The 26183-nt window shown below is 43.3% G+C and carries 18 protein-coding genes and 1 pseudogene; 14 read left to right on the forward strand and 5 right to left on the reverse strand.

The annotated features are described in order from the left end of the window. Positions 1–78: 78 nt before the first annotated feature. The 13 genes from BACCELL_RS13705 (at position 79) to BACCELL_RS13760 (ending at position 14482) form a co-directional block, all read left to right on the forward strand. The gene (locus BACCELL_RS13705) at positions 79–306 is read left to right on the forward strand and encodes an NVEALA domain-containing protein (RefSeq protein ID WP_369796085.1); all 228 of its coding nucleotides are present in this window, start codon (positions 79–81) and stop codon (positions 304–306) included. Beyond that, positions 281–1354, forward strand: a complete 1074-nt coding sequence (locus tag BACCELL_RS13710) for a BF3164 family lipoprotein (RefSeq protein ID WP_007212433.1) — start codon at positions 281–283, stop codon at positions 1352–1354. Before BACCELL_RS13705 ends, BACCELL_RS13710 begins: the two co-directional genes overlap by 26 nt. Before the next feature lie 259 nt (positions 1355–1613). Then, on the forward strand, positions 1614–1871 hold the full coding sequence (locus tag BACCELL_RS26040) for an NVEALA domain-containing protein (protein WP_007212434.1): 258 nt from the start codon (positions 1614–1616) through the stop codon (positions 1869–1871). 74 nt (positions 1872–1945) lie between these two features. Beyond that, positions 1946–3064, forward strand: coding sequence for a 6-bladed beta-propeller (locus BACCELL_RS13715; protein WP_007212435.1), 1119 nt, complete (start codon positions 1946–1948; stop codon positions 3062–3064). Continuing rightward, entirely contained in the window at positions 3065–3928 is an 864-nt protein-coding gene (locus BACCELL_RS13720) for a DUF1573 domain-containing protein (protein ID WP_007212436.1), read from the forward strand. It abuts the gene before it with no gap. A gap of 211 nt (positions 3929–4139) precedes the next feature. Continuing rightward, the gene (locus BACCELL_RS13725; protein WP_007212437.1) at positions 4140–5987 is read left to right on the forward strand and encodes a hypothetical protein; all 1848 of its coding nucleotides are present in this window, start codon (positions 4140–4142) and stop codon (positions 5985–5987) included. A 6-nt stretch (positions 5988–5993) separates the two neighbouring features. After that, complete coding sequence (gene lepB / locus BACCELL_RS13730) at positions 5994–6887, forward strand: signal peptidase I (RefSeq protein WP_007212438.1); 894 nt, start codon at positions 5994–5996, stop codon at positions 6885–6887. Beyond that, on the forward strand, positions 6884–8572 hold the full coding sequence (locus BACCELL_RS13735) for an O-antigen ligase family protein (RefSeq protein WP_007212439.1): 1689 nt from the start codon (positions 6884–6886) through the stop codon (positions 8570–8572). The genes lepB and BACCELL_RS13735 overlap by 4 nt, the downstream gene beginning before the upstream one ends. Positions 8573–8593: 21 nt before the next feature. After that, entirely contained in the window at positions 8594–9031 is a 438-nt protein-coding gene (locus BACCELL_RS13740) for a helix-turn-helix transcriptional regulator (protein ID WP_007215259.1), read from the forward strand. A gap of 155 nt (positions 9032–9186) precedes the next feature. Next, positions 9187–11271 carry a sensor histidine kinase gene (locus BACCELL_RS13745; protein WP_007212441.1) on the forward strand — a complete coding sequence of 695 codons (2085 nt, stop codon included), beginning with the start codon at positions 9187–9189 and terminating at the stop codon, positions 11269–11271. 68 nt (positions 11272–11339) lie between these two features. Then, on the forward strand, positions 11340–12161 hold the full coding sequence (locus BACCELL_RS13750) for an AAA family ATPase (protein WP_007212442.1): 822 nt from the start codon (positions 11340–11342) through the stop codon (positions 12159–12161). Positions 12162–12189: 28 nt separating this feature from the next. Next, positions 12190–13191 (forward strand): DUF4435 domain-containing protein, encoded by a 1002-nt coding sequence (locus BACCELL_RS13755; RefSeq protein WP_007212443.1) that lies wholly within the window; start codon positions 12190–12192, stop codon positions 13189–13191. Positions 13192–13228: 37 nt separating this feature from the next. Beyond that, a complete protein-coding gene (locus BACCELL_RS13760) occupies positions 13229–14482 on the forward strand; it encodes a mechanosensitive ion channel family protein (RefSeq protein WP_007212444.1) in 1254 nt (417 codons plus the stop codon). Positions 14483–14631: 149 nt separating this feature from the next. Here BACCELL_RS13760 and BACCELL_RS27415 read toward each other — a convergent pair whose 3' ends face one another. Together BACCELL_RS27415 and BACCELL_RS13770 are read right to left on the reverse strand one after the other, a co-directional pair. After that, entirely contained in the window at positions 14632–15903 is a 1272-nt protein-coding gene (locus BACCELL_RS27415) for a hypothetical protein (protein ID WP_242577691.1), read from the reverse strand. A gap of 1165 nt (positions 15904–17068) precedes the next feature. Continuing rightward, the gene (locus BACCELL_RS13770) at positions 17069–19759 is read right to left on the reverse strand and encodes a TonB-dependent receptor (protein ID WP_007212446.1); all 2691 of its coding nucleotides are present in this window, start codon (positions 19757–19759) and stop codon (positions 17069–17071) included. 256 nt (positions 19760–20015) lie between these two features. Here BACCELL_RS13770 and BACCELL_RS13775 point away from each other — a divergent pair, with 256 nt between their 5' ends. Further along, on the forward strand, positions 20016–22802 hold the full coding sequence (locus BACCELL_RS13775) for a sensor histidine kinase (protein WP_007212447.1): 2787 nt from the start codon (positions 20016–20018) through the stop codon (positions 22800–22802). An 87-nt stretch (positions 22803–22889) separates the two neighbouring features. On the opposite strand, the gene BACCELL_RS13780 is transcribed toward BACCELL_RS13775, so the two are convergent. The 3 genes and pseudogenes from BACCELL_RS13780 to BACCELL_RS27420 form a co-directional block, all read right to left on the reverse strand. Next, on the reverse strand, positions 22890–24332 hold the full coding sequence (locus BACCELL_RS13780; protein ID WP_007212448.1) for an NADH-quinone oxidoreductase subunit N: 1443 nt from the start codon (positions 24330–24332) through the stop codon (positions 22890–22892). A gap of 45 nt (positions 24333–24377) precedes the next feature. Next, positions 24378–25859, reverse strand: a complete 1482-nt coding sequence (locus tag BACCELL_RS13785; protein WP_007212449.1) for a complex I subunit 4 family protein — start codon at positions 25857–25859, stop codon at positions 24378–24380. A gap of 49 nt (positions 25860–25908) precedes the next feature. After that, a pseudogene (locus BACCELL_RS27420) lies at positions 25909–26183 on the reverse strand (NADH-quinone oxidoreductase subunit L); the annotation flags it as partial.

The raw sequence follows: 26183 nt of genomic DNA on the forward strand, positions 1-26183 counted from the left end.
TTTTGAATCTATTTATTATTTACATTTGCCGGCATAATAATCATTGATGAAAAACATAATAATCAAATGAAAAACAAGATGAAAAAGATTCTGGTATTTATGGGAGTTGTAGCTATTGTTATAGGAGGACATGTTTACAGTAAACAGTCATCTGTCAAGATGTCTTCTTTAATGTTGGAGAATATAGAAGCGTTAGCGGATTCAGAAACTGATGGTGTTCACTGCTTTGGTAAAGGTTTGGTTGATTGTCCGCTTAATCACGACAAAGTGTATATGTATGATGCTCCGTATAGCTTATATTATTAGCGTTATATCTATCCTGCTATTCATTTCCTGTACTCCGAATTTGGTTGTTTCCGGCAAAAAGGTATATACTGATTTCCCACAGGAACAAGAATTGAAAGCAAGGACGATACGGCTGGATACTGCTTTATTCCGCTATCCTTCTCGTCTGCATATCAGGGACGGGAAAGCTGTGGTGCTTGATTTGCATGGAACAGACTATTTTTTTCATACGTTCAGCTACCCTGATTTCCGTTACCTGTCTTCTTTCGGGAGGCGTGGAGATGCACCGCAAGATATGCTTTCTGCCGAAAATTTCCGATGGAATGGGGCTTTTTTGTGGACATTAGATTCTAATAAGTCAGAATTAACAAGGTTTGGGTTTGCTTTATCCGGCGATTCACTGCTTCGTCAGGAAGCGGTGAATCTGGATAAGGATATTCTCAGGGCACTCGATTTTGTGATGTGTGAGGACTCTACCTTTATCATTCCCGATTATTCGGGTGATAGTCGTTTTTGTAAAGTATGCAGAGATGGAAAATTGATGCATAAGTTTGGTGTTATTCCTACTGTCAATGAAGACGCTTTGCAGAATGCCCGTCCGGCTTTGGCGCAAGCGTGGCGTAGTTTTATAGATTACAATCCCCGAAACGGGATACTTGCTGTTGCTACTCAGTTGGGTGAAGTGCTTGAAATCTATAATCTGAAAGACAGTACACATGTTGTGTGCATGGGGCCGCATGGTGAGCCGGAGTTTCAGGTGTCCGGGGGGTATGGTATTCCTACGGGTATCATGGGATTTAGCGATGTGCAGGTGACGGATCGGGCCATTTATGCAGTCTTTCATGGGCGTTCGTTCAAGGATATAGCGCGAGATGCCCGGAATGGTATTAATCATCCGGATGGCGGGCAATTTATCTATGTGTTTAGTTTGGCGGGAAAACCGTTAAAGAGATATGTATTAGACCATTACATTTGTGGCATATCGGTAGATGAGCAGCGTGGAGTTATTTATGCTACGGATGTGAATGAGGATGAGCCTATATTAGAATATAGTATAAAAACTATATAGAGTAATAATTAATTAAAAGGAGCAGACGGTAAACAACTTGTTGGTGCAATAGAATACCGAATGCTCCATAACCCCTAAAATTTAGAAGCCTGGCGAAGATACAAATTTTTAATGAAAAACGGAAACTGATTTCTGCTGTTACGATAGTGCAGTGTGAAATATGCTCTGATGAGATATTTATATCTTAATTTTCGACTGCACATGAAGTGTGCTTGATGTTAGTCTTTGAATAAATCCTTATTAAAAATTATTTGTAAGAATGGAAAAATATGCAAAACTAACAATTCTTGCGGTGTTTGCTGCTATTGTAGGATATAACATTTATTCTGCACAATCAACTGTTACAATTTCAGATTTGGCTTTATCTAATGTTGAGGCATTAGCTGATGGATCTGAAGGAGGCGGTATAACTTGTTCTCGTACCTGTAGTGATGGCATCTGCCAATGCTATAGGTTGTACGATGCATGGGGGAATTGTCACTTTAGTGGTTATCAATCAGATCATTGTACTTGCTAAAAGCTTATGCCAGAATTGTTATTGTTAAATGATAATTCTGGCATTCTATCATTTGAAATATTAAAATAGTTACTATGAAATATCTTTTTATTTTTTGTATGTTGTTTTCGTTTTTTTCATCTTGCAATGAAGTTAAAGAAAAAAATGGCATTATTCTAAGGGTTTCTCTTGATGAACAAGAAACTTCTATTATGGAGATATTTAAAAGAATAGATGTTGTTCCTTTAGAAACAACAGATTCTTGTTTGCTGATTTGGCCGGATAAGGCATTATATGTGGATAGTTGTTTCATGATTTTTGATTCTAAAAATCCTGCATTATTTTGCTTTGATAAGAATGGGAAATTCATACGAAAGATAGGACGAAAAGGAAGTGGTCCTGAAGAGTATGTAGATGTTTATGACGCTATTTATGATGATGAAAATAGATGTATAAGTTTCCTATCTCCTTTTGGAGAATTATTTTCTTATACTCCTGATGGGAAATTTATTGAGAGGAAAAGATTACCACAGAAAGTAAATTATCAGTCTTTTGAAGAAATTCATGACTTTTATGTAACTTGGACATTGCCTGTTTCTGATAAGGATTTTGGTATAAGTTTTATTTCGAAAGATTCGTTGCAATGCGTTAAGGAAGATTGGCAAGGAAATAGAAATTTAGCTTCTTTGTATCCTAAATGTTTTTATAAATATGGAGATGAAATATCTTTTTTTAGATCTTTTGATAGAAATGTTTATAAAGTCAGCAAAGAAAAAATGTCCATACTATATAGATGGGACTTTGGAAAGGATAATTATAGCATGGAGGAGTTTGGAATATCCATGACTACAACTAAAGGAGAGGACGAATTTTCTTTATTGATAGATAAATTGAGGAACGGCACAATACCTTATCTCTTTTGTAGCCAGAAACAAACAGATAAGTACTATTATGCTCAATTGATTTTTGACTTCAATCCGCATAATAATTATCATATTTTTTATAGGAAATTAGATGGGAAAAGTTATTTCTTTAGAAGAACCGTTGAAGGGCTAATTTTAAATCCCATATACTCTAATAATGAATTTATGTTATGTTTAGCTTATAAAGGTAATTTGGAAGAATGCAGAAAAATATTGCAAATAGAAGATTGCGTTAAATTAGATAAAATGTGTGAGGATGATAATCCATGTTTGATAAAATGCTATTATTAAATGAAAGGAAAGATTATTATGTGTTGCGTGTTGGCACTGAACTTGCTCTCTTGTTTAGGAAGCAGGGATAACTCAACAGAAAAACTTATGCTAGAATGGGAAGGCAAGAAAATTATTTTTCCAGAGAAAACTCAATTTGCTTTATATGGTAAAGATTTTGTTTTTGATACAATACCTGACGCTGAATTTAAGATTCTAACATATGTTGATTCAACAGGTTGTGCGAGTTGTAAATTAAGATTGCCTTCTTGGCTTGATTTTATTGCTCAGTTGGATTCAATGAAGCTAAATGTACCAATTTTATTTATTTTACACCCTTTTGACTCAAGAGAATTGAAGGCTATATTGAGCCGTGATAATTTTAATTATCCTGTTTGTATGGATACTAAAGATGAATTTAATAAGTTAAATCATTTCCCTCCAGATTTTCAGTTTCAGACTTTTTTGCTTAATAGAAATAATGAAGTTCTAGCAATTGGTAATCCGGTACACAACTATAGAATAAAAGAATTTTATTTAAAAATGTTTCTAAAAGGTGATTTGGAAAATGAAACAGGTGATCAAACGACCATTGAGGCTAATACTACGATAAACTTAGGACATTTAAAAAAAGAGCAGGAAAAGGATACTGTTATTTATATTAAAAATGTAGGACCTAATAAATTGGTTGTTTTAGATATTGTAGCTTCATGTGGTTGTACTGTAGTAGATTGTGATCGAGTTCCTGTGGCTAAAGGAGAAAAAATAGCCGTTAAAATAGTTTATAAGCCTGATAATAGGGGATATTTTAATAAATCTATAAACTTGTATTGTAATGTGGCATCTTCTCCTATAACTTTGCGAGTGTTGGGGGATGTTGAATGACTTTTTAAAAATTGGAAGATTGGCAAAGATATAATTTTTAAAGATAATTACTTTTGGTATGCCAGATACTTTTTCATTTATTCTAAATGGGATATAAATGTAGTTAATATATGGATTATATTATAATTAGCAGGTTTAGGTAATAATGTATTTCTATAAATGCTCATGGATAATATTTGTTTGTTGTATTTTCTTTGCTTGTACAGATAATATGCAAGAGAGAGTACAGTATACCTTGTACCACGCGGGAGAGAATAGTGATGAACTTAAGAAGGTATTAGATCATTATCAGAATCAACCTGAAAAGTTGAGAGCTGCCTGTTTTCTGGTTGCAAATATGCTTACTCACCGGACGTATGTGGGAAAGGAAATAGACAGTCTGAAACAAATGAAAAAGGAAAGCATTCAGAAAGGACGTATTAGCGATGAAATCGTAGCACATTGGAAATCCTTTGATTATAGTTCTTTACAAATAGTGAAGGATGTAGATGTGATGAAAGCGGATATCTTAATTGAAAATATTGACTTGGCTTTTGAGGCATGGGAAAAACGCTCTTGGAGCAAGCAATATAGTTTTGAGGATTTTTGTGAATATGTTCTTCCATATAGGATAGGGGACGAACCTTTAGAGAAATGGAGACGAATATATTATGAACGTTATTCTCCTGTGCTTGATTCTCTATATCAGGGGAATGATGTAGTAGAGGCAGCGCGTGTGATGGCTAATTATCTGAAAGAAGAGGGCTTTACTAATCATACGGATTTTAATTTGCCTCATTTAGGAGCGTTGTTTTTGTTGGAAAACCGAGTGGGCTACTGTCGGGATAATTGTGATATTGCTACCTATGTAATGCGTTCATTGGGCATTCCAATAACAATGGATTTTTATGAAATGTCCCCCAGTTACAATAGTCGTCATTTCTGGAGTGCATTGATAGATACGACAGGACTTGTTGTACCTTTCAATTATATAGAGCGTGAGATAGTACGCCGACCGCAGGAGGAACGGAAAAAAGGAAAGGTATATAGAACTTGTTATGGAATACAGCCGGAAAAGTATTCCGGACTTTATACTGACAAGGAAGTTCCTGCTTTCTTTAGGCGTCCTTTCATGAAAGATGCCAGTGATGAGTATTTCCCGGAGAGTAACGTCAAGTTGGAAAGTAATGAAGCTATTGATAAACATTGGGGGTATTTGTGTGTATTTACAGGGACAGAATTACAACCGATAGATATTTCTGAATTTCATGGAAAGAAGATTGAGTTTCCCAACGTGGAACCTGGCCTGATTTATTTTCCTGCATTTCGAAAAGCTGGGAAAATGAAAACATTTAGCTATCCTTTTTTGCTGAAAGAGGATTCAATAGAATATTTTATTCCTGATACTACCAGAAAGCATTGTATAGTATTGACGCGAAAATATCCGATAGGGAGAAATCCTATGTTTTTAGGAACTGCTGTTGGAGTAAAAATAGAAGGGGCTAATCGTAAGGATTTTCGGGATGCAGAATTGCTATGCCAGGTTGTGGACACTCCAAAAATAAATTATAATATACTATTCCCAACTGTACAGAAGAAATTCAGGTATGTGCGCTATTCTGCTCCGGAGGAAAAACAAATACAGGTTGGAGAATGGTATATGTATGGCATAGATGCAGAAACAGCGATAGCGCCGGAGAAGATTTGGGCTAATCATCCTTTGAGTGATATACATAAGAAAATTCTAAATTTATTGACTGATGATGACTGGAGTTCTTTTTATATGTCAGCAGTAAAGGGAGAACAACTTATATTTGATTTGGGTATTCCACAAATTCTAAGTCACTTTATTTTGATTCCACGCAATGATGATAATTATATCCATTTGGGGGATCGGTATGAATTGTTCTATCATGGTGGAATTAAAGGCTGGATATCTTTAGGGAAGCAGATAGCTGAGGGTACGGAACTCTATTATGAGGGAGTACCTGATGGCGCTTTGCTTTGGCTTCATAATCATACTCGTGGAAAAGAAGAACGATGCTTTTATATGAAAGATGGGAAGCAACTTTTTATATAATTCGGAATGGCAATAAGAGGCATATCCTTGAAGAAAATCGTAGATAAAGGGATTAATCTCTTTCTCTGGTTGTGTGGAATTGTTGTGCTATGGCTGCTGATACAGATCTTTTGCATGACTTCATTTCATATACCAAGTGATTCGATGGAGCCGGAGCTATTGGCCGGTGATGTAATACTGGTGGATAAATTGGTATATGGAGCAAGATTGTTCAATGTGATGGAAGCCGTTGCAGGAAAGCAGGTGGAGATAAAACGTTTGCCGGGAATAGGTAAAGTCCGAAGGAATGATGTGATTGTCTTCAATTATCCTTGTCCTAAAAAGTGGAGACAGATTGAAATGGATGTGATGCAGTATTATGTGAAACGGTGTGTTGCGTTGCCGGGAGACACGTTCTGCATTGTAAGCGGACGTTACAAAGTGAATGGCTATGCGGGGACATTGGGGTGCGTGGATGCGCAGGACAGGTTCATGACTCTGATAAGGGAACAGGGCCTTACAGATGATGCAATTGGTGTGAGGGCATATCCCGGAGATTCTCTGATAAGGTGGACGGTGAAAAAGTTCGGGCCTCTGTATATTCCTAAATCAGGTGACATTGTTCCGATGGATGGACGCACTGTTAAACTTTACAAGAATATGGTGGAGTGGGAGCAGAAAAAGAGTCTTCGGTATGAAGCGGGGAATATATATTTAGGTGATAGCCTCATTGCTGAATATCGCTTTTTAAAGAACTATTACTTCATGGCGGGCGACAGGGCGGAGAATTCAAGAGATTCCCGTTATTGGGGGTTATTACCGGAAGAATATATTGTTGGAAAGGCTGTCAGGATATGGAAATCAGTGGATAAGAGGACGGATAGAGTACGATGGAATAGGATATTCAAAAAGATAGAATGATGATAGGATGGATGCATAAAATGAGAGAAGCTACAGTTATTTTGCTACAGTTTGTAGCTATTTGCTCCTTGCTGAGTATGGTGTGTGCGACAACTCCTGAACTGCCTGCGGGAGAAACCATCGGCCAGTGGGTGTGGTTTGGGAAAGCTGTGTTGGTTTCGACCGGTTGTATCACTGCTTCTTGTTTGCTACAACTTCTAGGAAAAGCTTCCTGGACAGATATTTTGTGTTTCCGGAATTTCTTTGTTCATGTGGCTTGGAGCCTAGTATTGTTAGGGGCAATTGAAGCCGTTTGGGGCTTGCGGCAATTATATGGGTTTTCTGTTTCCGGGCATTCACGGTATGCACTGACAGGCTCTTTCTTCAATCCCGGTCCGTATGGGGGATATTTAGCGATGATATTACCTGTCTGCCTGCATTTGTATTTACGTGCCTGTGAGTGGAAAAGCACAGATGTTCTTCATAAAATAGAAAAAGTGACGGCAGGGCTTGCCGGTATTCTGATCTTATGTGTACTGCCGGCCACAATGAGCCGTTCTGCCTGGATTGCTGCTGCAATAAGCTGTGCATGGGTGGCGTATATGCATCGTGACAGACGTAAGTGGAGCGTATTGTGGCGGAGATATAAGAAACGTTACCTTACGTGGGGAGTGGTCGGGCTTTTTGTTCTGATATTAGGAGGTGCTGGTATTTTCTTTTTGAAGCCTGACTCTGCTATGGGACGTCTGTTTATGTGGAAAATTACTTGTAAAGCTATCGTAGAGCATCCTTGGGGATGTCGTGAAGGATTTGTCTATGCTTATGGCGAAGCGCAGGAAAAATACTTTGGTAGTGGAGACTATGCTGTTTGGGAAGAGCGCGTGGCCGGAAGTCCGGAATATGCTTTCAATGAATATTTGGAGTTGGCGTTAACAGCAGGAGTTATGCTTGGTGTCATGTTCTTCTCGACTATTGGGGCAGGTCTGTGGCTAGGGACAAAATGGGGGCGTTATGAAATTTGCGGAGCACTCATATCCTTGCTCGTTTTCTCTTTTTCTTCTTATCCCATGCATTTCCCGGTTTTCATGGTAACCGGTATATGCCTGCTGTTTGCTTGTGGGGCCGGAGATGTGGGCGGAAAATTTCTTATTTGCGGCACTTGTGCGCTGATATGGACAGTGGGGCTTAACGGTAAATGGCAACGGGAGGAAGATGCCTGCCGAGATTGGGTGTATGCGAGGATGCTTTATCATCAGGGAAATTATACTGCTGCCAATGAGGCTTACCATAAGCTCTATCCGCAGTTGGACGAAAGAGGGGAATTCTTATTCGAATATGGACACAGCTTATATAAATCAGGACGTTATGATTTGTCTAATTCGTTTCTGGAACAAGCTGCCTTATATAGCACTGACCCAATGATACTGAATGTAATAGGTAAGAATTATCAGGAAATGCAATACTATGAGAAGGCTGAAACCTATTATTGGGCGTCAGTCCACCGTTTGCCGGGGCGGATTTATCCCTACTATCTGCTGGCAAAACTCTATGCGGAGCCGGGCTACCGGAATAGAGAGAAGTTTGAGAAGATGCAACGGATTGTATTGACTAAAGAGCCGAAAGTCTATTCCACCGCTATTAGGGAAATGAGGAGCGAAGTGGAAAAGATAGGAGATGATTGGTGTAAAACGAAGATTGATAGATGAATATGATATAACATGATGGATATGGATACGTCTAAGGATAGTTGGAATGCTTGTTTGCAGTACCGTAATAAACAGTTGACAAAGCAATTGAAGGATTACCAGAAGGTTTCGGCATTAACAAAATGTTCTTCTTCTTTGATAGTGGCAATGGGACAGTTGTTGTGTCTCCATCAAAAGCCTTCCTATGGCATAATTAAGGATGAAGCCGAATGGAGGGATCTGTTTATCGTCATAGATTTATTTTATGGGGGGTGTCTGTCAGAAGAATTGATGTCATTTGGTTTAAGTGTCCAGGAATTGAGGTTATGCTATCTGATACGGGCCCGTTTGGATAATAAGACAATCGCTCTTCTTTTTAATATAGTTCCCCGGTCTGTATTGAAAGCTAAACAGCGTATAAAAAATAAACTGGCTTTATCAGCTACGGATAGTTTGGATATGCATATACAACAATGCTGATTGTCAATAATATAGATATCAATTCCTTCAACGCCTACTTGTAGTGAAATCATAGAAAGACTTCTCACGACAGTTAAATACGAATAAATTTGCTCTAACCTCCATTTTATTCTATATTTGCAACTTAAGTGACAAGTTCTTCAAATTGTCCGAATATGATAAACTACTTGATAAAAATTATAACGATCCTCTGGTTCATATTCTTTTGTCTGCAAGTTAGTGTTGCTCAGGAGATTGATGTTAATCAGACCAGAAAACACCTGTTGCAAACACTACAAGACAATTCCGTAGACAAACAGCAGAGGATGGAGCTGTATATTGACTTGTACGACTTGTCCGATGATGTGACAAGCAAACGTACCTATATTAACGAATCGCTGCAACTGGCCATTCAGTTGAAAAATCAGATATATATTTTTGAGACACTGGATATTCTTTGTCGCAGTTATAAAGATGAACCTGACTCTTTGCGCTACTATCAGCAGATAGGAGAAGAGTGTCTGGAAGGGGCTTATAAGGACTTTTATATGGCATGGCTCAAAGCTTTTCCTTCTGTTTGCAAGATGGATGAGGCGGAGAAACCTGATGAAGCCAATGAAGAAATCTCACGGTATAAGCGTCATAAGGTAAATCTCTCGGATAAGTCGCAGGAAATGCAGTGGGAAATGATACTTTGTTCGGCAATGGAATGCATTAGTTACTTTTCACCGTCTGTTGCCAATTCAGAAGACCGCATTGTTCATTTGAAGAACATTCACCATTTGGTCAGCGGTCTGCCGTTCGAGGTCAGTTATAAGTTCAATTGGTATTATCTGACCCGTATCGAATTCATATACCGTGCGGAAGGAAAAGCTGAGGAAGCCGCTAAAGCCGTGGAGGCCTTGGAACAAACGGAACAACTCTATGACAATCAGTTTGAATTGCCTTTCTATAAGAGACGTGCTTATATCCGCACCCGTAGTCGTGAAGCCTTGCGTATGGGTGTTTATAGCGAGCTTCTTTACTTCGGAGGTATCATAGGAAGGAAAAGGGCTGATGAAATTTATTCCCGGATGAAGGAATATTATCAGGTCAAGACGCCGGAAGAGAATAAAGAGTGGCTTTTGCCGTCCGCTTTCCGTTACTATTTTTATACGGCACAGTATGACCTTGCCATGCGGACCATCGATGAACTGCTGGAACAAACGGATTCTGCCGATACGAACAGTCGGACAGAGTTGTTGGCGAAGAAGATTAACCTGGTTACCCGATGGAAACAACATTACAAAGAAGGATTTGACGCTTTTTGGGAGTACACCAGTCTGATGGAAGGTAATCATGTGGAAGAGACGAATAAGCAGTTGGCCGAGATGCGTTCGTTGTTTGAAGTGGATAAATTGAAGATAGAACAGGCAGAGCTTCAGGCACGTTATCATCGCGTCGCTTTTGTTGTGCTCATAGTCCTGCTTCTGGTTTTCTTTATCTGGGGGCTTTATCAGTACTTGTTGACGAAACGACTGAAGGCAACGAAGCAGGCGTTGATTCTGTCTAATGAAAAAGTGGCTGAGGAAAGTGAACGTGCCAAAGCGAGTGACCGTATGAAGACAGAATTCCTCCAATCCATGTGTCATGAGATACGTACTCCGCTAAATGCTATCTGTGGTTTCAGTACTTTGTTACTGAATGAAGACTTGGATCAGGAAGACAAGAAAGATTTTCCGGTCATCATTGAAAAGAACTCTAATCAATTGACCGAATTGTTCGAGGATATCCTGCAAGTATCGGATTTAAGCAGTTCGCTGGAGTTATTTCCTATGGAACGGATAGATATATTGCCGATTTGTGCAGGACTTCTGGATATGTGTAAGGGAAAAACGAAAAAATCCGGAATCACCTGGTTGTTTGAATCCGGACTGGATGAGTGCCTTGTAAAAACGAATGACAAATATCTGCAACACGTTGTAGAACATATCCTGAACAATGCCGCGAAGTTTACAACTGCCGGTACTATCCGTATGAATCTGATGCGTACCGGTGGGAAGATTCGTATTATGGTAAGTGATACGGGGATCGGTATCCCTGCCGACAAAGCCGAATACATATTCGACCGTTTTACCAAACTGGATGACTTCATGCCTGGCACAGGCTTAGGTCTTTATTCCTGTCGCCTCATTGTCACCCGTCTGGGTGGTTCCATTTATCTCGATACATCTTATCGGGATGGCGCATGTTTCTGCATTGATTTACCGGATGAGAAGTGATTTTTCTATTTCCGGGCGTGGAAATAAAAGATAATCACGTATATTTGCTTTAATTAAAAGCAAAAACTATGGAAGAACAAGCTAATTACATCAAACGTATAGAGATACACAGGTTGTGGGATCGCTTTGACATAGCTTGGGACTTACGTCCCGACGTGAATATCCTTTCCGGTATCAACGGAGTGGGGAAAACCACGATCCTTAACCGTTCCGTCCACTATCTGGAAGAACTTTCGGGGGAGATAAAGAACGGCGAGATAGAGGGCGTACGTGTTACCTTCGACCGTCCGGATGCCACGTATATTCCTTACGACGTAATTCGTAGTTACGACCGCCCCTTGATTATGGGCGACTTTACCGCCCGCATGGCCGATCCGAACGTCAAATCCGAACTGGACTGGCAACTTTATCTCTTGCAACGCCGATACCTCGATTACCAGGTGAATATTGGCAACAAGATGATCGAACTCCTTTCCGGTGATGAGGAACAGCGTTCACAAGCCGCTTCCTTATCCCTTCCCAAGCGGAAGTTCCAGGATCTGATGGATCAGTTATTCAGCTATACCCGCAAAACCATAGATCGCCGCAGTAATGAAATCATCTTCTATCAGGACGGTGAACGCCTGTTGCCCTATAAACTATCTTCCGGTGAAAAACAGATGCTGATTATACTGCTCACCGTGCTGGTGCGCGACAATGCCCATTGTGTCCTCTTTATGGATGAACCCGAAGCCTCTCTTCACATCGAGTGGCAGCAAAAACTTATCGGTATGATACGTGAATTGAATCCCAATGTGCAACTGATACTTACCACTCATTCTCCCGCCGTCATCATGGAAGGCTGGCTGGATGCGGTGACGGAAGTGAGCGATATTTCGACTGAGATATAAATAAAGGTGATAAAGTGATAATATAACCATGGCTACTTCTTTAAAACATAATCTTACATCCGCCTATTTCAATGCCGCCAACAAGCTTTATCCTAAGAAGGCGCGGCGTCGCATTGTGGCGTATGTGGAAAGTTACGATGATGTAGCTTTCTGGCGCACATTGTTGGCTGAGTTCGAGACAGATGAATATTATTTTCAGGTGATGCTGCCTTCGGCTACCTCTCTTGCCAAGGGTAAGAAGATGGTGCTGATGAATACGCTGAACACTACTGAACTGGGCAAGAGCCTGATAGCCTGTGTGGACAGTGACTACGACTTTCTGTTACAAGGCAAAACGAGCGTTTCACATAAGATAAACAGTAGTCCCTACATATTCCAGACGTACGCATATGCCATCGAGAATTTCCATTGTTATGCTGAAAGCTTGCATGAAGTTTGCGTGCAGGCTACGTTGAACGACCGTATGCTGATAGACTTTCCTGCTTTCCTGAAGCGTTATTCGCAAATTGTCTATCCGCTCTTTCTATGGAACGTCTGGTTCTATCGCCAACGAGATACGTATACTTTTCCGATGTATGACTTCAATGCCTGCACCCGCTTGCAGGAAGTCAATGTACATCATCCCGAACGAACACTGGAGCCCGTGCAGCGTGCCGTTGCCAAGAAACTTTCCGAGATGCGCAGACGTTTTCCGCGAAATATCAAGTCGGTGGAGGCTTTGGGTGTGGAACTGGAGAAGCTGGGACTGAATCCTGATACTACTTATCTCTACATACAGGGGCATCACCTCATGGATGGTGTTGTGATGAAACTTCTTATCCCCGTATGTACTGTGTTGCGTCGCGAGCGCGAACAGGAAATTAAGCGTCTGGCTGCCCACAACGAGCAATTCCATAACGAACTGACCAGCTATGAGAATAGCCAGACCAACGTCAGCTTGATGTTGAAAAAGAACAGCGGATACAAGAACCTTTACTTGTATCAGTGGTTAAAAGAAGATATAGGAGACTTCCTGAACAGGGAGCGGTAATTACTAACCATTAACACCAAAATTAATTCTTAGTATCATGAGCATTGTACAACAAATTAACGAAGGACTTCAGGCTTTAGGTTTCAGCCAGTCATTGGCTGCCCAGTTAGATCAATTTATAGCATTCCTGGGAGTTCTCCTGGTAGCTTATCTGGCGGATACTGTTTGCCGGAAGATCTTGCTGAAAGTCGTTTCGCGTTTGGTAAAGCAAACAAAAGCCACCTGGGATGACATTGTTTTCGACCGCAAAGTGATGGTGCATCTTAGCCGTATGGTGGCACCTATTCTTATTTATATCCTGCTTCCTCTGGCATTTTCCGACGCAGAGTCGGCAACGTTGGCGCTTATCCTGCGCTTCTGTCTCATCTTTATTATTATAATGTTTCTTAGCTTTATCAGCGCTTTGCTTACTGCGGTTTATACCGTATATAGCGAGAAGGAACAGTTTCGCGACCGTCCTTTGAAGGGACTCTTGCAGACAGTACAGGTCATCCTTTATTTTGTCGGTGGTATCATCGTTGTCAGCATACTGATTGACCGTTCGCCCGGTGTATTACTCACCGGTCTGGGAGCTTCGGCTGCCGTGCTGATGTTAGTATTCAAAGACAGTATCATGGGTTTTGTTTCCGGTGTGCAACTTTCTGCCAACAATATGCTGAAAGTAGGCGACTGGATCACTATGCCTAAGTATGGAGCGGACGGTGATGTAATAGAAGTGTCATTGAATACAGTGAAGGTTCGTAATTTCGACAAAACCATCACTACTATTCCGCCTTACTTGCTCGTAAGCGACTCTTTCCAGAACTGGCGTGGTATGCAGGAGAGTGGCGGACGCCGTATCAAACGTTCTATCAATATCGATATGAACAGTGTGCGGTTCTGTACGCCTGAAATGTTGGCGAAGTATCGCAAGATACAGCTCTTGGCAAACTATGTTGAACAGACGGAACAAGTGATTAAGGAGTATAATGAAGAACATCATATCGATAACTCCATCCTTGTGAATGGTCGTCGCCAGACGAATCTTGGTGTCTTCCGTGCCTATCTGAATTGTTACCTGAAGAGCCATCCGGGGGTGAATCATAATATGACTTGCATGGTGCGCCAGCTTCAGCCTACCGATCACGGTATACCGTTGGAACTGTATTTCTTCTCTGCAACCACATCCTGGATACCTTATGAAGACTTGCAGTCTGATGTCTTCGACCATCTGTTGGCTATTATTTCTGAGTTTGATCTTCACGTATTCCAGTCACCATCCGGTGAAGATTTCCGCGAAAGGCTTAATTGAGATAATCGGCACGGATTCTCGATCTTTTCTCATCCCTATGAGAATCTTTTCTCTCTTAGATGAGAATTTATGCCGGACAGTTCCTCTGAACTTGTCCGGCGTTGCCTTTGTAGAAGCTATTGCTTCGTGAATTATGTGTGTTTCTCGTTTTATTGTTTGATCCAGTTGCCGCTTGTCCAGTTGTCGCCTGTTTTTACAGCTCCCTTATATTCGGCTTTGGTGAAGAAACTGTCGGCACTGAGGTCTTTGCCACCATCAATAGTGCCTTCGTAGAGATTTTCCCAAGTGAAGTTCTGTGCAGTGAGGTTGCCCGTTGCTGCTGCGAACATATCGTTGGTGTAAATGCCTTCTTTGGAAGACAATGTTTTGCTGATAGCTACATACTCCAGTTTAGATACACCCTCTTTCAGGGCTGTTTCAGTTTCTGTGGTTTCTACGGTCAGAGGTTGCCCTTTGCCGGTGATAAGCGTATTGTAAAGCTCCACTTGTGTTCCGGCACGCAGGCGTACGCCCTGTTTGCTGCCACCGTTGCCAATCAGTGTGAGGTTGGCGAGGATGGGGTGGGCAACGGGAGTAGCAGCGAAGTTCGTACCGTTGTTGTCACATTCCAGCAGACAGTCGCAGTCATACCCTAGTGTTTCCGCTGCTTCCTGATAGGCTACAAGGAACTGGGCTTTTCCGTTCCAGCCTTCAGTCCAGTCGAAGGAGTCATCGCTGCAACTGGTAGATACGCAGTATTTTATGTTAACGGATCCGCCGAAGAACTCGAAACCGTCATCAGAACCTTGGTAAGCCTGGCAATATTCTACTGTGGTGCCGTTGCCTACGCCATAGAAGGTGAAACCATTGGCTTCGTGTTCCTCATCGAAAGCGTATCCGCTGTATTCGATACGCACGTAGCGCAGTGTACCGGAGTTGTCGGCATCGTTGTTACCCCCGTAAATGGCACCGCCTATTTCCGAGCTGCCTGTGCCGCCGGCTACATTAGTGTGTGCATATCCGCAGATGTGGATACCACCCCAGGCTCCGGCTTCTTTCTTTTCGGAGGTCATTACGATGGGGTTTTCGGCAGTACCCTGTGCATCGATCTTGGAACCTTGTTCTACGAGGATGTAGTCTACGATGTCATCGTGTTTGGCGATGATGGTTACACCCGGTTCTATTTTCAGTGTGGCGCCATTCTTCACTTTGTATTCCCCGGTCAGGTAGTAGATTTTTCCTTCTGCCAGAGTCTTGCTGGTGGTTATTTCACCTTTCAGCTCTTCAATGGTCTCTTCGGCTATACCGCTTTTCAGTGTCCAGCCTTGTGTCCAGTCGTTACTTGCGGGTACTGCACCCTGATAGGCGGCTTGAGTGAAGAAACTGTCGTCGCTCAGGTTTTTCCCGCCTTCGATAGTACCTACATAGCCGTTGGTGAACATGACGCTATAATTGATGATATTGTGGTTACCGTCTTTGGTGAATTCATTGGAAGAATAGATACCTTCCTTGCAGCTTATGTCCGTGGCCAGTGTGATGTATTGCAGCTCGGAGCTACCATCCATCAAAGCATTTTCTGTTTCTGTAGTTTCGGTGGTGAGGCATTGCCCTTTGCCTTTTACAATGGCGTTGTAGATTTTTGCCTTTGTACCGGCACGCAGGCGGATACCTTGCTTAGACTCTCCGTTACCTATCAGTGTCAGGTTGGCAAGTGTGGGGCAGGCTACGGGCGTTGCACCGAAGCTCTTGCCGTTGTTGTCGCACTCCATCAGGCAGTCGCAGTCGTATCCCAGTTCGTCTTTGGGGCTTTGGTAAGCTACGAGGAATTGTGCTTTGCCGTTCCAGCCTTCGGTCCAGTCGAAAGAGTCGTCGCTACAGTCGGTAGATACCAGATACTTCACATTGACGGAACCACCGAACCATTCGAAACCATCATCGGAACCCATGTATGCCTGGCAATACTCTACCGTTGTCCCGTTTCCTACACCGTAGAAGGTGATACCGTTGGCTTCGTGCTCTTCGTCGAAGGCAAATCCGGTGTACTCTACACGAACATACCGCAATGTACCGGAATTGTCGGCGTCATTATTGCCACCATAGGGTGCGCCGCCTATTTCCGAGCTACCTGTTCCGCCTTCGGCATTGGTGTGTGCGTATCCGCAGATGTGGATACCGCCCCATGCGCCCGGTTCTTTCTTTTCGGAAGTCATCACGATAGGGTTGCTGGCAGTGCCTTGTGCATCTATCTTGGCTCCTTGTTCTATGAGGATGTAGTCTACCACATCGTCATGTTTGGCAATAATGGTGACGCCTGCGGGAATCTTCAGTGTGGCACCATTCTTTACGTGTATGCCGCCACTTAGCGTGTAAGTCTTTCCGGCTTCCAGTTCCGTATCGCTTTCGATGTCTTTCGTCAGTTCATACTTGTTGTCTTCACCGCCGTCCCCGTTTCCGGGTTCGTTGTTGTCGGTACATGCAGTGAATAAGGTCATGCTTGCCGCAAGGGCCATAGTCATGAATTTCCAATTTGATGTTCTCATACTAATAATCGTTTAGTTGATAAAATGAGTTTCTATTGTTTGTCTCTCTCAAAATTTTTCTTTTCTCTTACAGGTCATAGCTGAAGCCAACTTCAAAGCCTGTACCCTTTCTGAAGCGTTCCACTTCTACTTTATCTCCGGTGGTAGGCACTTCTTGCTTGAAGAGGATGTCTTGGTTCAGCAGGTCGTTGACTTGCAACTTCACCGCGAAACGCCGGTTGAAGCGGTAACTGCCTGTAAAGTTCAGTGTGTGTACCGGCTGTTGCTTGATGTCTCCCAGACCGGAGATACCTACGGAGTGGATGCGGGGACCTTGCAGATTGTAGAGCAGGGCAACGCTGAGTTGGCGATCGTTGCTGAAAGCGGGTGAATAGGTGAGGTCTGCATTTGCCAGGTAGGGCGATGCTCCCTGCAAGGCACGCTGGCTGTTGGTGTAGGCACCGCCTTCGGGCAGTTTCACGTTAGTGTACATATACGAGCCGTTCACGCCGAAACGCAGGTCTTTCACTATCTCTTTGCGGAATTCTATCTCTACTCCCGTTGCCATACCGTTGTCCGCATTGCGGAAAGAATGCACGGCGGAACCGCCTGACAGAGTCTGTACACGCTCTATCGGTGCTTTCAGGTGCTTGTAGTAGGCGGTGATGGAGAGCATATCCCCATTCTTTTCAAAGAGTTCGTAGCGCAGATCGATGTTATAGTTGTAGCCGTTTTGCAAATCAGCGTTACCGCGTATCTGTGCCGAACCGTAGGATTCCTGATAGAGGAAGGGGGCCATTTCGATAAACGAAGGACGCGTCACTGTGCGTGAGAAGGCAAAGCGCAGACTGTTCTTTTCGTTCATCTGGTATTTCATGTTCAGTGAGGGGAAAAGGTCGTTTTTGTTCAGTTCACTGCGTTCGGCTTTTCCGCCATCGGTATAGTAGTCTACCCATTGCTTGCTGATTTCGTAGCGTACTCCCAGGTTCACCAATAACGGGGCTACGGGGTAGTATTCAGTGGCAATGTATCCTGCATAAATGCTGTTACCGGCTGTATAGCTGTCTTTGGGCTGCTTCTTCCGGTCTATGGTGATGGAACCGTTTTCTACATTTTCCATGTTGAGGAAGGAGTCGGTATCGTAGATGTCGGTGATGGTAGGGTTCAGTTTGTTCAGGTTGTAGTAGAAGCGTGTACCCATATAGTCACGATTCTTGTCTTTATAGGTGAAACCGGCCTGCAACTTGTTGTTGTCGCCAAAGCGGTAGTTGGCGGTGAGGTCGCCCACCCATTCATCTTCATTCAGTGAGCCAAAGTAACGCATGGTTTCTTGGCGGTTCAGTTTGAAGAGTTTTATCTGGTCATCTTCACGGATGAACATTACTTGGCGGCGGTCGGGTTCATCGCTGGAGGTCTTGCTGTACGAGCCGCTCCAGTTGAGGTCCCACTGTTTGCCGAAGTAGTGCTTGCCGTTTACTTGATGGTTTTGCAGACTGTAGATGTGTGTCACGTTGTTGCTGCCTATCAGATGGTGGTCTTCGTAGTCCACACCTTCGCGCCTCATATAAGTGTCGATGGCATTGCGGGCGTAGAAGAAGGTATATCCGATGTGATCGGAAGTGCGGAAACTGTAGCCGAGATTACCCAGTGCGGCAATCTTTAACTCGTTGCTGTAGCTGTCGTAGTTAAATTCATTCAGGGTATTTCCTGTAGCTTCTAAGGTACGTATGGAGGCATTGTCCATGGTTTGCAGGTCGTTGCTTACTCCTATGGAGCCCAGAACGCTGACTTCATTTCCACCCAGGGTGAAACGTTTGCCGAAGCCGATATTTCCGCCGAATTCGGGTAGGGCGGTCTTTTTACTAACCTGAAAACTGGTGTTAAAGAGGCGGTTGTGGCGTGCATACTCTTCAAAGTCTGTTAATGACATGTCTATCAGTTTCTGATCCAGAGAAGGAGTCTTGAACAGAGAGCCGTCGCGGTCCATCCGGTAGAAATCTTTGCCTAGCGTATTGAACTTGCCACCTGCATTGAAGCTGATGGACAGAAAATCACTGCCTACATTCTCTTTGGTACTGATGTCGATGTGTGCTCCCGAGTAGTCGGCGAATGCACTGGCGTCATATACTTTGCTCACGGTAATATTCTGTACGGTAGATGCAGGGAAGATATCCAGAGGGATCAGTTTATTGTCCGGATTAGGAGAGGCGATGGGAAGTCCGTTCAGAGTGGTGGTGCTGTACCGGTCGCCCAGACCGCGCACAATCAACTGTCCGGCACTGGCGATGGAGATACCGGTTATCTTTTTTACACCTTCTTCCACATTGCTGATTCCTTTGATACTCATTTCTTTGGCACCGAGATTTTCGATTGCAAGGGTGGCTTTCTGCCGTTCCATCTGCAGGGCTCGTTCACCTTCCAGATTCTTTTTGGCCACTACGGAGACTTCGCCTAACGCTTGTGCATCACTCTCCATCTCAAAGTTCAGCAAAGTTTCGGCCTTGACTTTTATGCTGTTGAGCAGGATGTCTTTGTATCCTATATATCTCACGGTTATGGTATATGTACCGTCATTTACATTCAGTGTATAATTGCCGTCAATATCGGCTACCACACCCTGCGCTGTCCCGGTTATCTGTATGGTAGCTCCGGTCAGTGGCTCTTTCGTCTGCTTGTCGAGGACGGTTCCTTTGATGTTTCCAGCCATGGCGGTCATGGTGGAAAGCACCAATAATAAAATGAAGAAAAATACTTTTCCTAAATCCAGTTTCATGCTCATCTTTTATCGTTTCTTGTTTCCGGTGCAAAGATGCGGCAACGAAATTACAACCGTAATACACATGTCATACAATTGATTCTCAATTAGGTTACAATTAAATGACAAGCTGAATTGTTGAAAAAAGTGGTTGATAAACTCTTCTGACTTACTACATTAACGAACCCAAACTTTCTTTTTTTTGTTGATATGAATAGAGTGGAAATTAATAAGTAAGCATTATCTTTGCACTATTTACGAATATTAAAAGCACAATCGTATGAGTGGCAACCAATCACATGAGGCAAAACGTTTTCAGCTCCTTTCATCTGTTGGACAAATAGGCTGGTGGGAAGCAGACTTCGCTACGGGGGAATATCTTTGTTCCGAATATGTTTGTAATTTGTTAGGCTTGGAGGGAGACACTCTGACTTTTCGCCAGTTCGGCCAACTGATTCGTGAAGATTACCGTTGCCGTATCACACGTGAATTCCTTTCGATAGAAGAAATCGAGGTATATGAGCAAACTTTTCCTATTTACTCTTCACAAGGCATTGTGTGGGTTTGTTCCCGTCTGGGTGAAAAGTGGCTGACAGAAGATGGGCATCCAAAAGCATTTGGTATCCTTCAATTGGTCAATACCCCTGCAGACGCACAATCCGGTGATATTCTGAAACAGTTTAATGAATTGCTGTTCCGACAGCATTCAGTGTCCCAGTCCTTACGTAATTTTCTGAAAGATAAAAGCCTGAGTGAAGTGATTTCGGGAGTATTGAAGGATGTCCTCGAACTCTTTCATGGTGGACGTGTCTATATAGTGGAATACGATGCTGAGTATCGCACACAAACTTGTACCTACGAGGTAGTGGCTGAAGGAGTTAGTCCGGAAATAGACATGCTGCAACAAATTCCTACTAATGGCATGGAGTGGTGGCTTAAACAAATGTTGGCAGGCAAACCCATCCTATTGAATACTTTATCGGATTTGCCACGGGTGGCACGTCAGGAGTCTGAGATACTTGCTATGCAGAATATAAAGTCACTCATGGTGGTTCCGCTCCGGAATACCGAACGGGTGTGGGGATATATCGGTATTGACTTGGTAGATAGGTACTATAAATGGACGAATGAAGACTATCAATGGTTCTCCTCTTTAGCTGATATCATTAATATTTGTATCAGCTTGCGTCTTGCCAGAGATGAGGCCGACCGTGAACGTAATTTCCTGAGTAATCTCTATAAGTATATGCCTATGGGTTATGTACGCCTTTCCATTCTTTGCGATGAAGAAGGTGAACCTTATGACTATCTTATCACAGATGCTAATCAGTTCAGTGCCGATTTGTGCGGTTCGCCTTTAGAGAGATATAAAGGGCGTTTTGCTTCAGAAATCTATTCTTCAGACAAACTGTCAACCAAGCTTCGGATTCTTGCAGATATACATAAGCATGGTCTGTACAGGGAACTGGATGAATATTTTGAAGAGTCAAAGAGGACTTGTCATTGTATTATTTATTCTCCCGAACCGGATGAATTGGTTTGTCTCTATATGGATGTCACTGAGATGCGTCGTACGTATATGGCTTTGGATCACAGCGAGAAACTATTGCGAAATCTCTTTTCCAATATCCCTGTCGGTGTGGAGATTTATAATAAGGATGGGATACTGATAGATCTTAATAATAAAGATATGGAGATATTTGGGGTTAAGGACAAATCAAGTACGATTGGAGTGAACTTCTATGAGAATCCGAATGTGCCGTCTGATATCCGTGAAAGGGTGAAAGTGGAAGATGAACTTGACTTTTCGCAGGACTATGAATTCTCCAATGTGAGCGATTATTATGAATCGGAGAAAAGAGGTGGAATAGAACTTTATACGAAAATAAGTAAGATATACGATAAGCAGGGCGATAACAATGGTTTTGTACTTATCAATATAGACAATACGGAACGTATCAGTTCCATTAACCGGATACGTGATTTTGAAAACTTCTTCCTGTTGATTTCTGAATATGCCAAAGTAGGTTATGCCAAACTGAACCTGCTTACCCGTAATGGATATGCCATCAAGCAATGGTATAAGAATATGGGGGAAGATGAAGATACGCCATTGGTTGAAGTGGTAGGAATTTATAATAAAATGCACCCGCAAGACAGGGTACGTGTATTGGCTTTCTTTGAGAAGGCCAAACGGGGGGAAGCTACGAGTTTCAAAAGTGAAATGCGCGTGCTCAAATCCGGAACATTGGACCAGTGGAACTGGGTACGTATGAATGTTGTGCTCAACCGCTATGATCCTGAGAATGGGCTGATTGAATTGATCGGTGTTAACTACGATATCACTGAATTGAAGGAAACAGAACAAAAACTGATTGAAGCCAAAGAGAAAGCTGAAGAGGCAGACCGCTTGAAGAGTGCTTTCCTGGCGAATATGAGTCATGAGATACGTACACCGTTGAATGCTATTGTAGGTTTTTCAAGTTTGTTGGTGGAGACGGAAGATCAGGGAGAAAAGCGGGAATACTCAAAGATGGTGGAAGAGAATAATGAACTTCTGCTGCAACTGATTTCTGATATTCTGGATTTATCGAAGATTGAGGCGGGAACTTTCGACTTTAAAATAAGGGATCTGGATGTGAATACTCTGTGTGGAGATGTTCAGCGCTCCATGAAACTGCGTGTGAAGCCGGGTGTTGAGCTTTTATTCGAACCGACTTTACCGTCATGCGTCATTGTGAGTGATCCTAATCGTTTGCACCAGGTGGTTGCTAATTTTGTAAATAATGCGATTAAGTTCACTACAACCGGCTATATCCGTATCGGATATGACCAACCGGATGCAAAGCATTTACGAATATATGTATCGGATACAGGTATCGGTATTGCCCCGGAAGCCTGTGAGAAGATATTCGACCGCTTTATAAAGTTGAACTCGTTTGTTCAGGGCACCGGCCTGGGACTTTCTATCAGTAAGAGTATTATAGAGCAACTGGGAGGCACTATCGGTGTGGATAGTGAATTGGGTAAAGGATCGACGTTCTGGTTTATTCTGCCGGTGGTATAAGAGTTACGAGCTACAAGTTACAAGTGCTTTGCGGTGTAATAGCGCAACCACTCGTAATTTGTAGCTCGTAGCTTTTGTAGCTCGTAACTAATTCAGTCCGAACGAGAACTTGTCGATGGACTGATAAACCACGCTCGCAAGGCTCAATACAATAATACCGAGCGTACAGATGACAAGGCTGGCACGCGTGTAGTTATCGCTACGGAAAGTGGCGATAGGCTCATCACTCTTGTTGATATACATGGACTTCACAATCTTCAGATAGTAATAGAGTGAAATAATCGTATTCACCAATGCGATGAACACCAGCAGATGGAAACCGCCCTGGAAAGCTGCTGCGAAGATAAAGAACTTCGAGAAGAAGCCTGCGAACGGAGGAATACCTGCCAATGAAAACAAAGCAAGCGTCATGAGGAATGCCAGTTTCGGATTGGTACTGTATAATCCGTTATATTCTTCGAGCGTGAAACGCTGGGCACGAAGGGCGATAATCGTAATCACTGCAAATACAGAGAGGTTGGCGAACATGTAAATAAGTACATAATACACCAATGATGCCATACCCTGTTGCGTTCCGGCAATCACACCCAACATGATGTAGCCTGCCTGCGAGATACTGGAAAATGCCATCAGGCGTTTCAGGTTTTCCTGACGCAGGGCGAAAAGGTTGGCAAGGGTGATAGAAGCTATGATAACCCAATAAAGAATTTCCTGCCATTGATCCACCATCGGAGCGAATGTCTTGATAAGGATAGTCATCAATACAAAAGCTGCCGATCCTTTAGAAATAACACTTAAATAAGCAGTTACTACACTCGGGGCACCTTCGTACACGTCTGCCGTCCAGAGGTGGAAAGGAACAAGGGAAAGCTTGAATCCCATGCCGGAGAAGAAAAAGACAAATGCCATTATTTGCAGGGCACTGCCGTCCAGGTGAGCCGGGATATCATCGAAATAGAGAGTACCTACTGTTCCGTAAATAAGCGAGATGCCATAAAGCAGCAGTCCGCTGGAGAAAAGTGCGGTGAGGATGTACTTGGCACCGGCTTCGGCGGAGTGGTGGCGGTACTTGTCGAAAGCAACCAATGCAGCCATCGGGATACTTGCTGTTTCCAGTCCGATGAAGAACATCAGGAAGTGTCCTGCGGAAATCATGAAGTACATACCCAGCAGGGTAGAGAGCGTCAGCATATAAAATTCGCCTTGCTTGATTACAGTGTCCGGTCGTTTCAGCCACTCATGTGCCATCAGGAAAACAATCAGCGTACCGACGCTGAGGATGGACTTCACGATGCTTTGTATCGGGGCGTTATGGTACATACCACCGAAAGCATCGGCAGCCGGACCGGGTATGATGGTAATCAGCGTGTGTATCGTGAGCAGCACGACGGGCAACATGGTGTTGAGTCGTGGATTACCGTCCTTCTTGTGAGCATCGGGGCTCATGAAGAGGTCGGCCACGAAGAGGATCACGATGACAGCTATCAGCGAAAGCTCTTCTTTGAGAATAAGGAATTGGGAATAGTCCATATCTATTGAATGATAAGTTATTAGTTATAAGTTATTAGCATACCATTATTGAAATATACTCACCAGGGGCAACACGCTGTCTCCAATCATATTGCTGATCCACAACGGAGCAAGACCGAGGCCTGCAACGCAGACAATGAGAATAATAACGGCAGTGCGTTCATCCCAGGTAGCATCAGTCAGCGCCAGATGGTGCTTGTTGGTGCAAGTTCCATACAGTATCTTGCCAACCAGTCGGAGGATATAGACTGCGGTAATCACGATACTGGTACAGGCAATGATAGTCCACGTGCGGTGGAAAACATCTGCATGCTGGAAAGCACCGTTGAAGATTGTCATCTCGGCAACGAAACCGCTGAGTCCTGGAAGTCCGAGATTGGCAAGTCCGGCAATGACATAACAGACAGCAAGGAACGGCATGATTTTCATCAATCCTGAAAGCTCACGTACGTCGCGTGTGTGGGTACGACCGTAGATCATACCGATGAGGGCAAAGAACAGGGCAGTCATTAATCCGTGGCTGAGCATTTGCAGGACAGCACCGGTACAAGCCGTTTGGTTCATCATCAGGATGGCGAAGAGCACGAGGCCGCAGTGAGATACGGAAGAGTAGGCGTTAATATACTTTAAGTCTGTCTGTACACAAGCCGAGAAGGCACCGTAGACAACGGAGATACCTGTCAGTATCAGGAATATCCAGCCGAGTTCCTGAGCAGCTTCAGGCATCAGATACATGGCGATACGGAAACAACCGTAACCACCAAGTTTCATCAGTACACCTGCATGGAGCATACTTACGGCAGTAGGCGCCGAAGCGTGGCCGTCGGGGCTCCATGTGTGGAACGGGAACAATGCACCGAGTACACCGAAACCGAGGAAGGTAAGCGGGAACCAAATGCGTTGCTGTTCGATAGGAATATTATGCAATTGGGCTATTTCCAGCAGGTTCATACTGGTGGCACCGGAACCGAAATAGATACCCAGAATACCAATAAGCAGGAATGCGGAACCACCCATCAACATCAGTGTCAGTTTCATGGCAGAGTATTCCTTACGTCCTGATCCCCATACACCGATAAGCAGGTACATCGGAATCAGTGCTACTTCATAGAACATGAACATGGTGAACAGGTCCGTAGAAATGAAGAAGCCGAACACACCCAGAGAGAGCAGGGTGAACCAAAGGAAATATTCTTTCGTCAATGGTTGCAGACGCCAGGAGGCGAAAGTACCGGTGAAGACTATGATGGCAGAGAGCAGCAGCATGGCTACTGAAATGCCGTCTACTCCCACGGAGTAGTGTATGTTGAGTGCCGGATACCAGGGTACATCCGCGCGGAAGAGCATTTCGGCTGTGTCTCCGGCGGCACGCGCTTGCAGATAAGCAATGGTTAGGCCTACGGCGGCCAACACTAATGCCGATGCACCTGTCACCATCACCGTGCGTATCTGCTTGATGTTGCGACTCAGCCAGAGACCAAGTAACATCAACAGGGGGATGAGAACAAAAATACTTAATATGTTCATTTTTATAATTACAAATTACGAATTACAAATTACGATTAACATTTCTCTACTATAGCAGCAATAACAATATCAATGCCAGCGTACCCAACAGGAATACGTAAGTGTACTGTTGAATTTGTCCGCTTTGCAGACCGCGTATTTCATCACTGGTGGCATTGGCGCTCCAGGCAAGGAAGTCGAAGAAACCATCTACTACGTGGCGGTCGAACCAAGCGATGGGGCGGGAGATGCAACCAAAGATTATCTTATGAGTTACGAACTGGTACACTTCATCGATATAGAAGCGATGATAGGCAGCTGTCCATAATCCGCGGAAACGACGGG

The organism is Bacteroides cellulosilyticus DSM 14838 (genome assembly GCF_000158035.1).
Classification (GTDB): Bacteria; Bacteroidota; Bacteroidia; order Bacteroidales; family Bacteroidaceae; genus Bacteroides; species Bacteroides cellulosilyticus.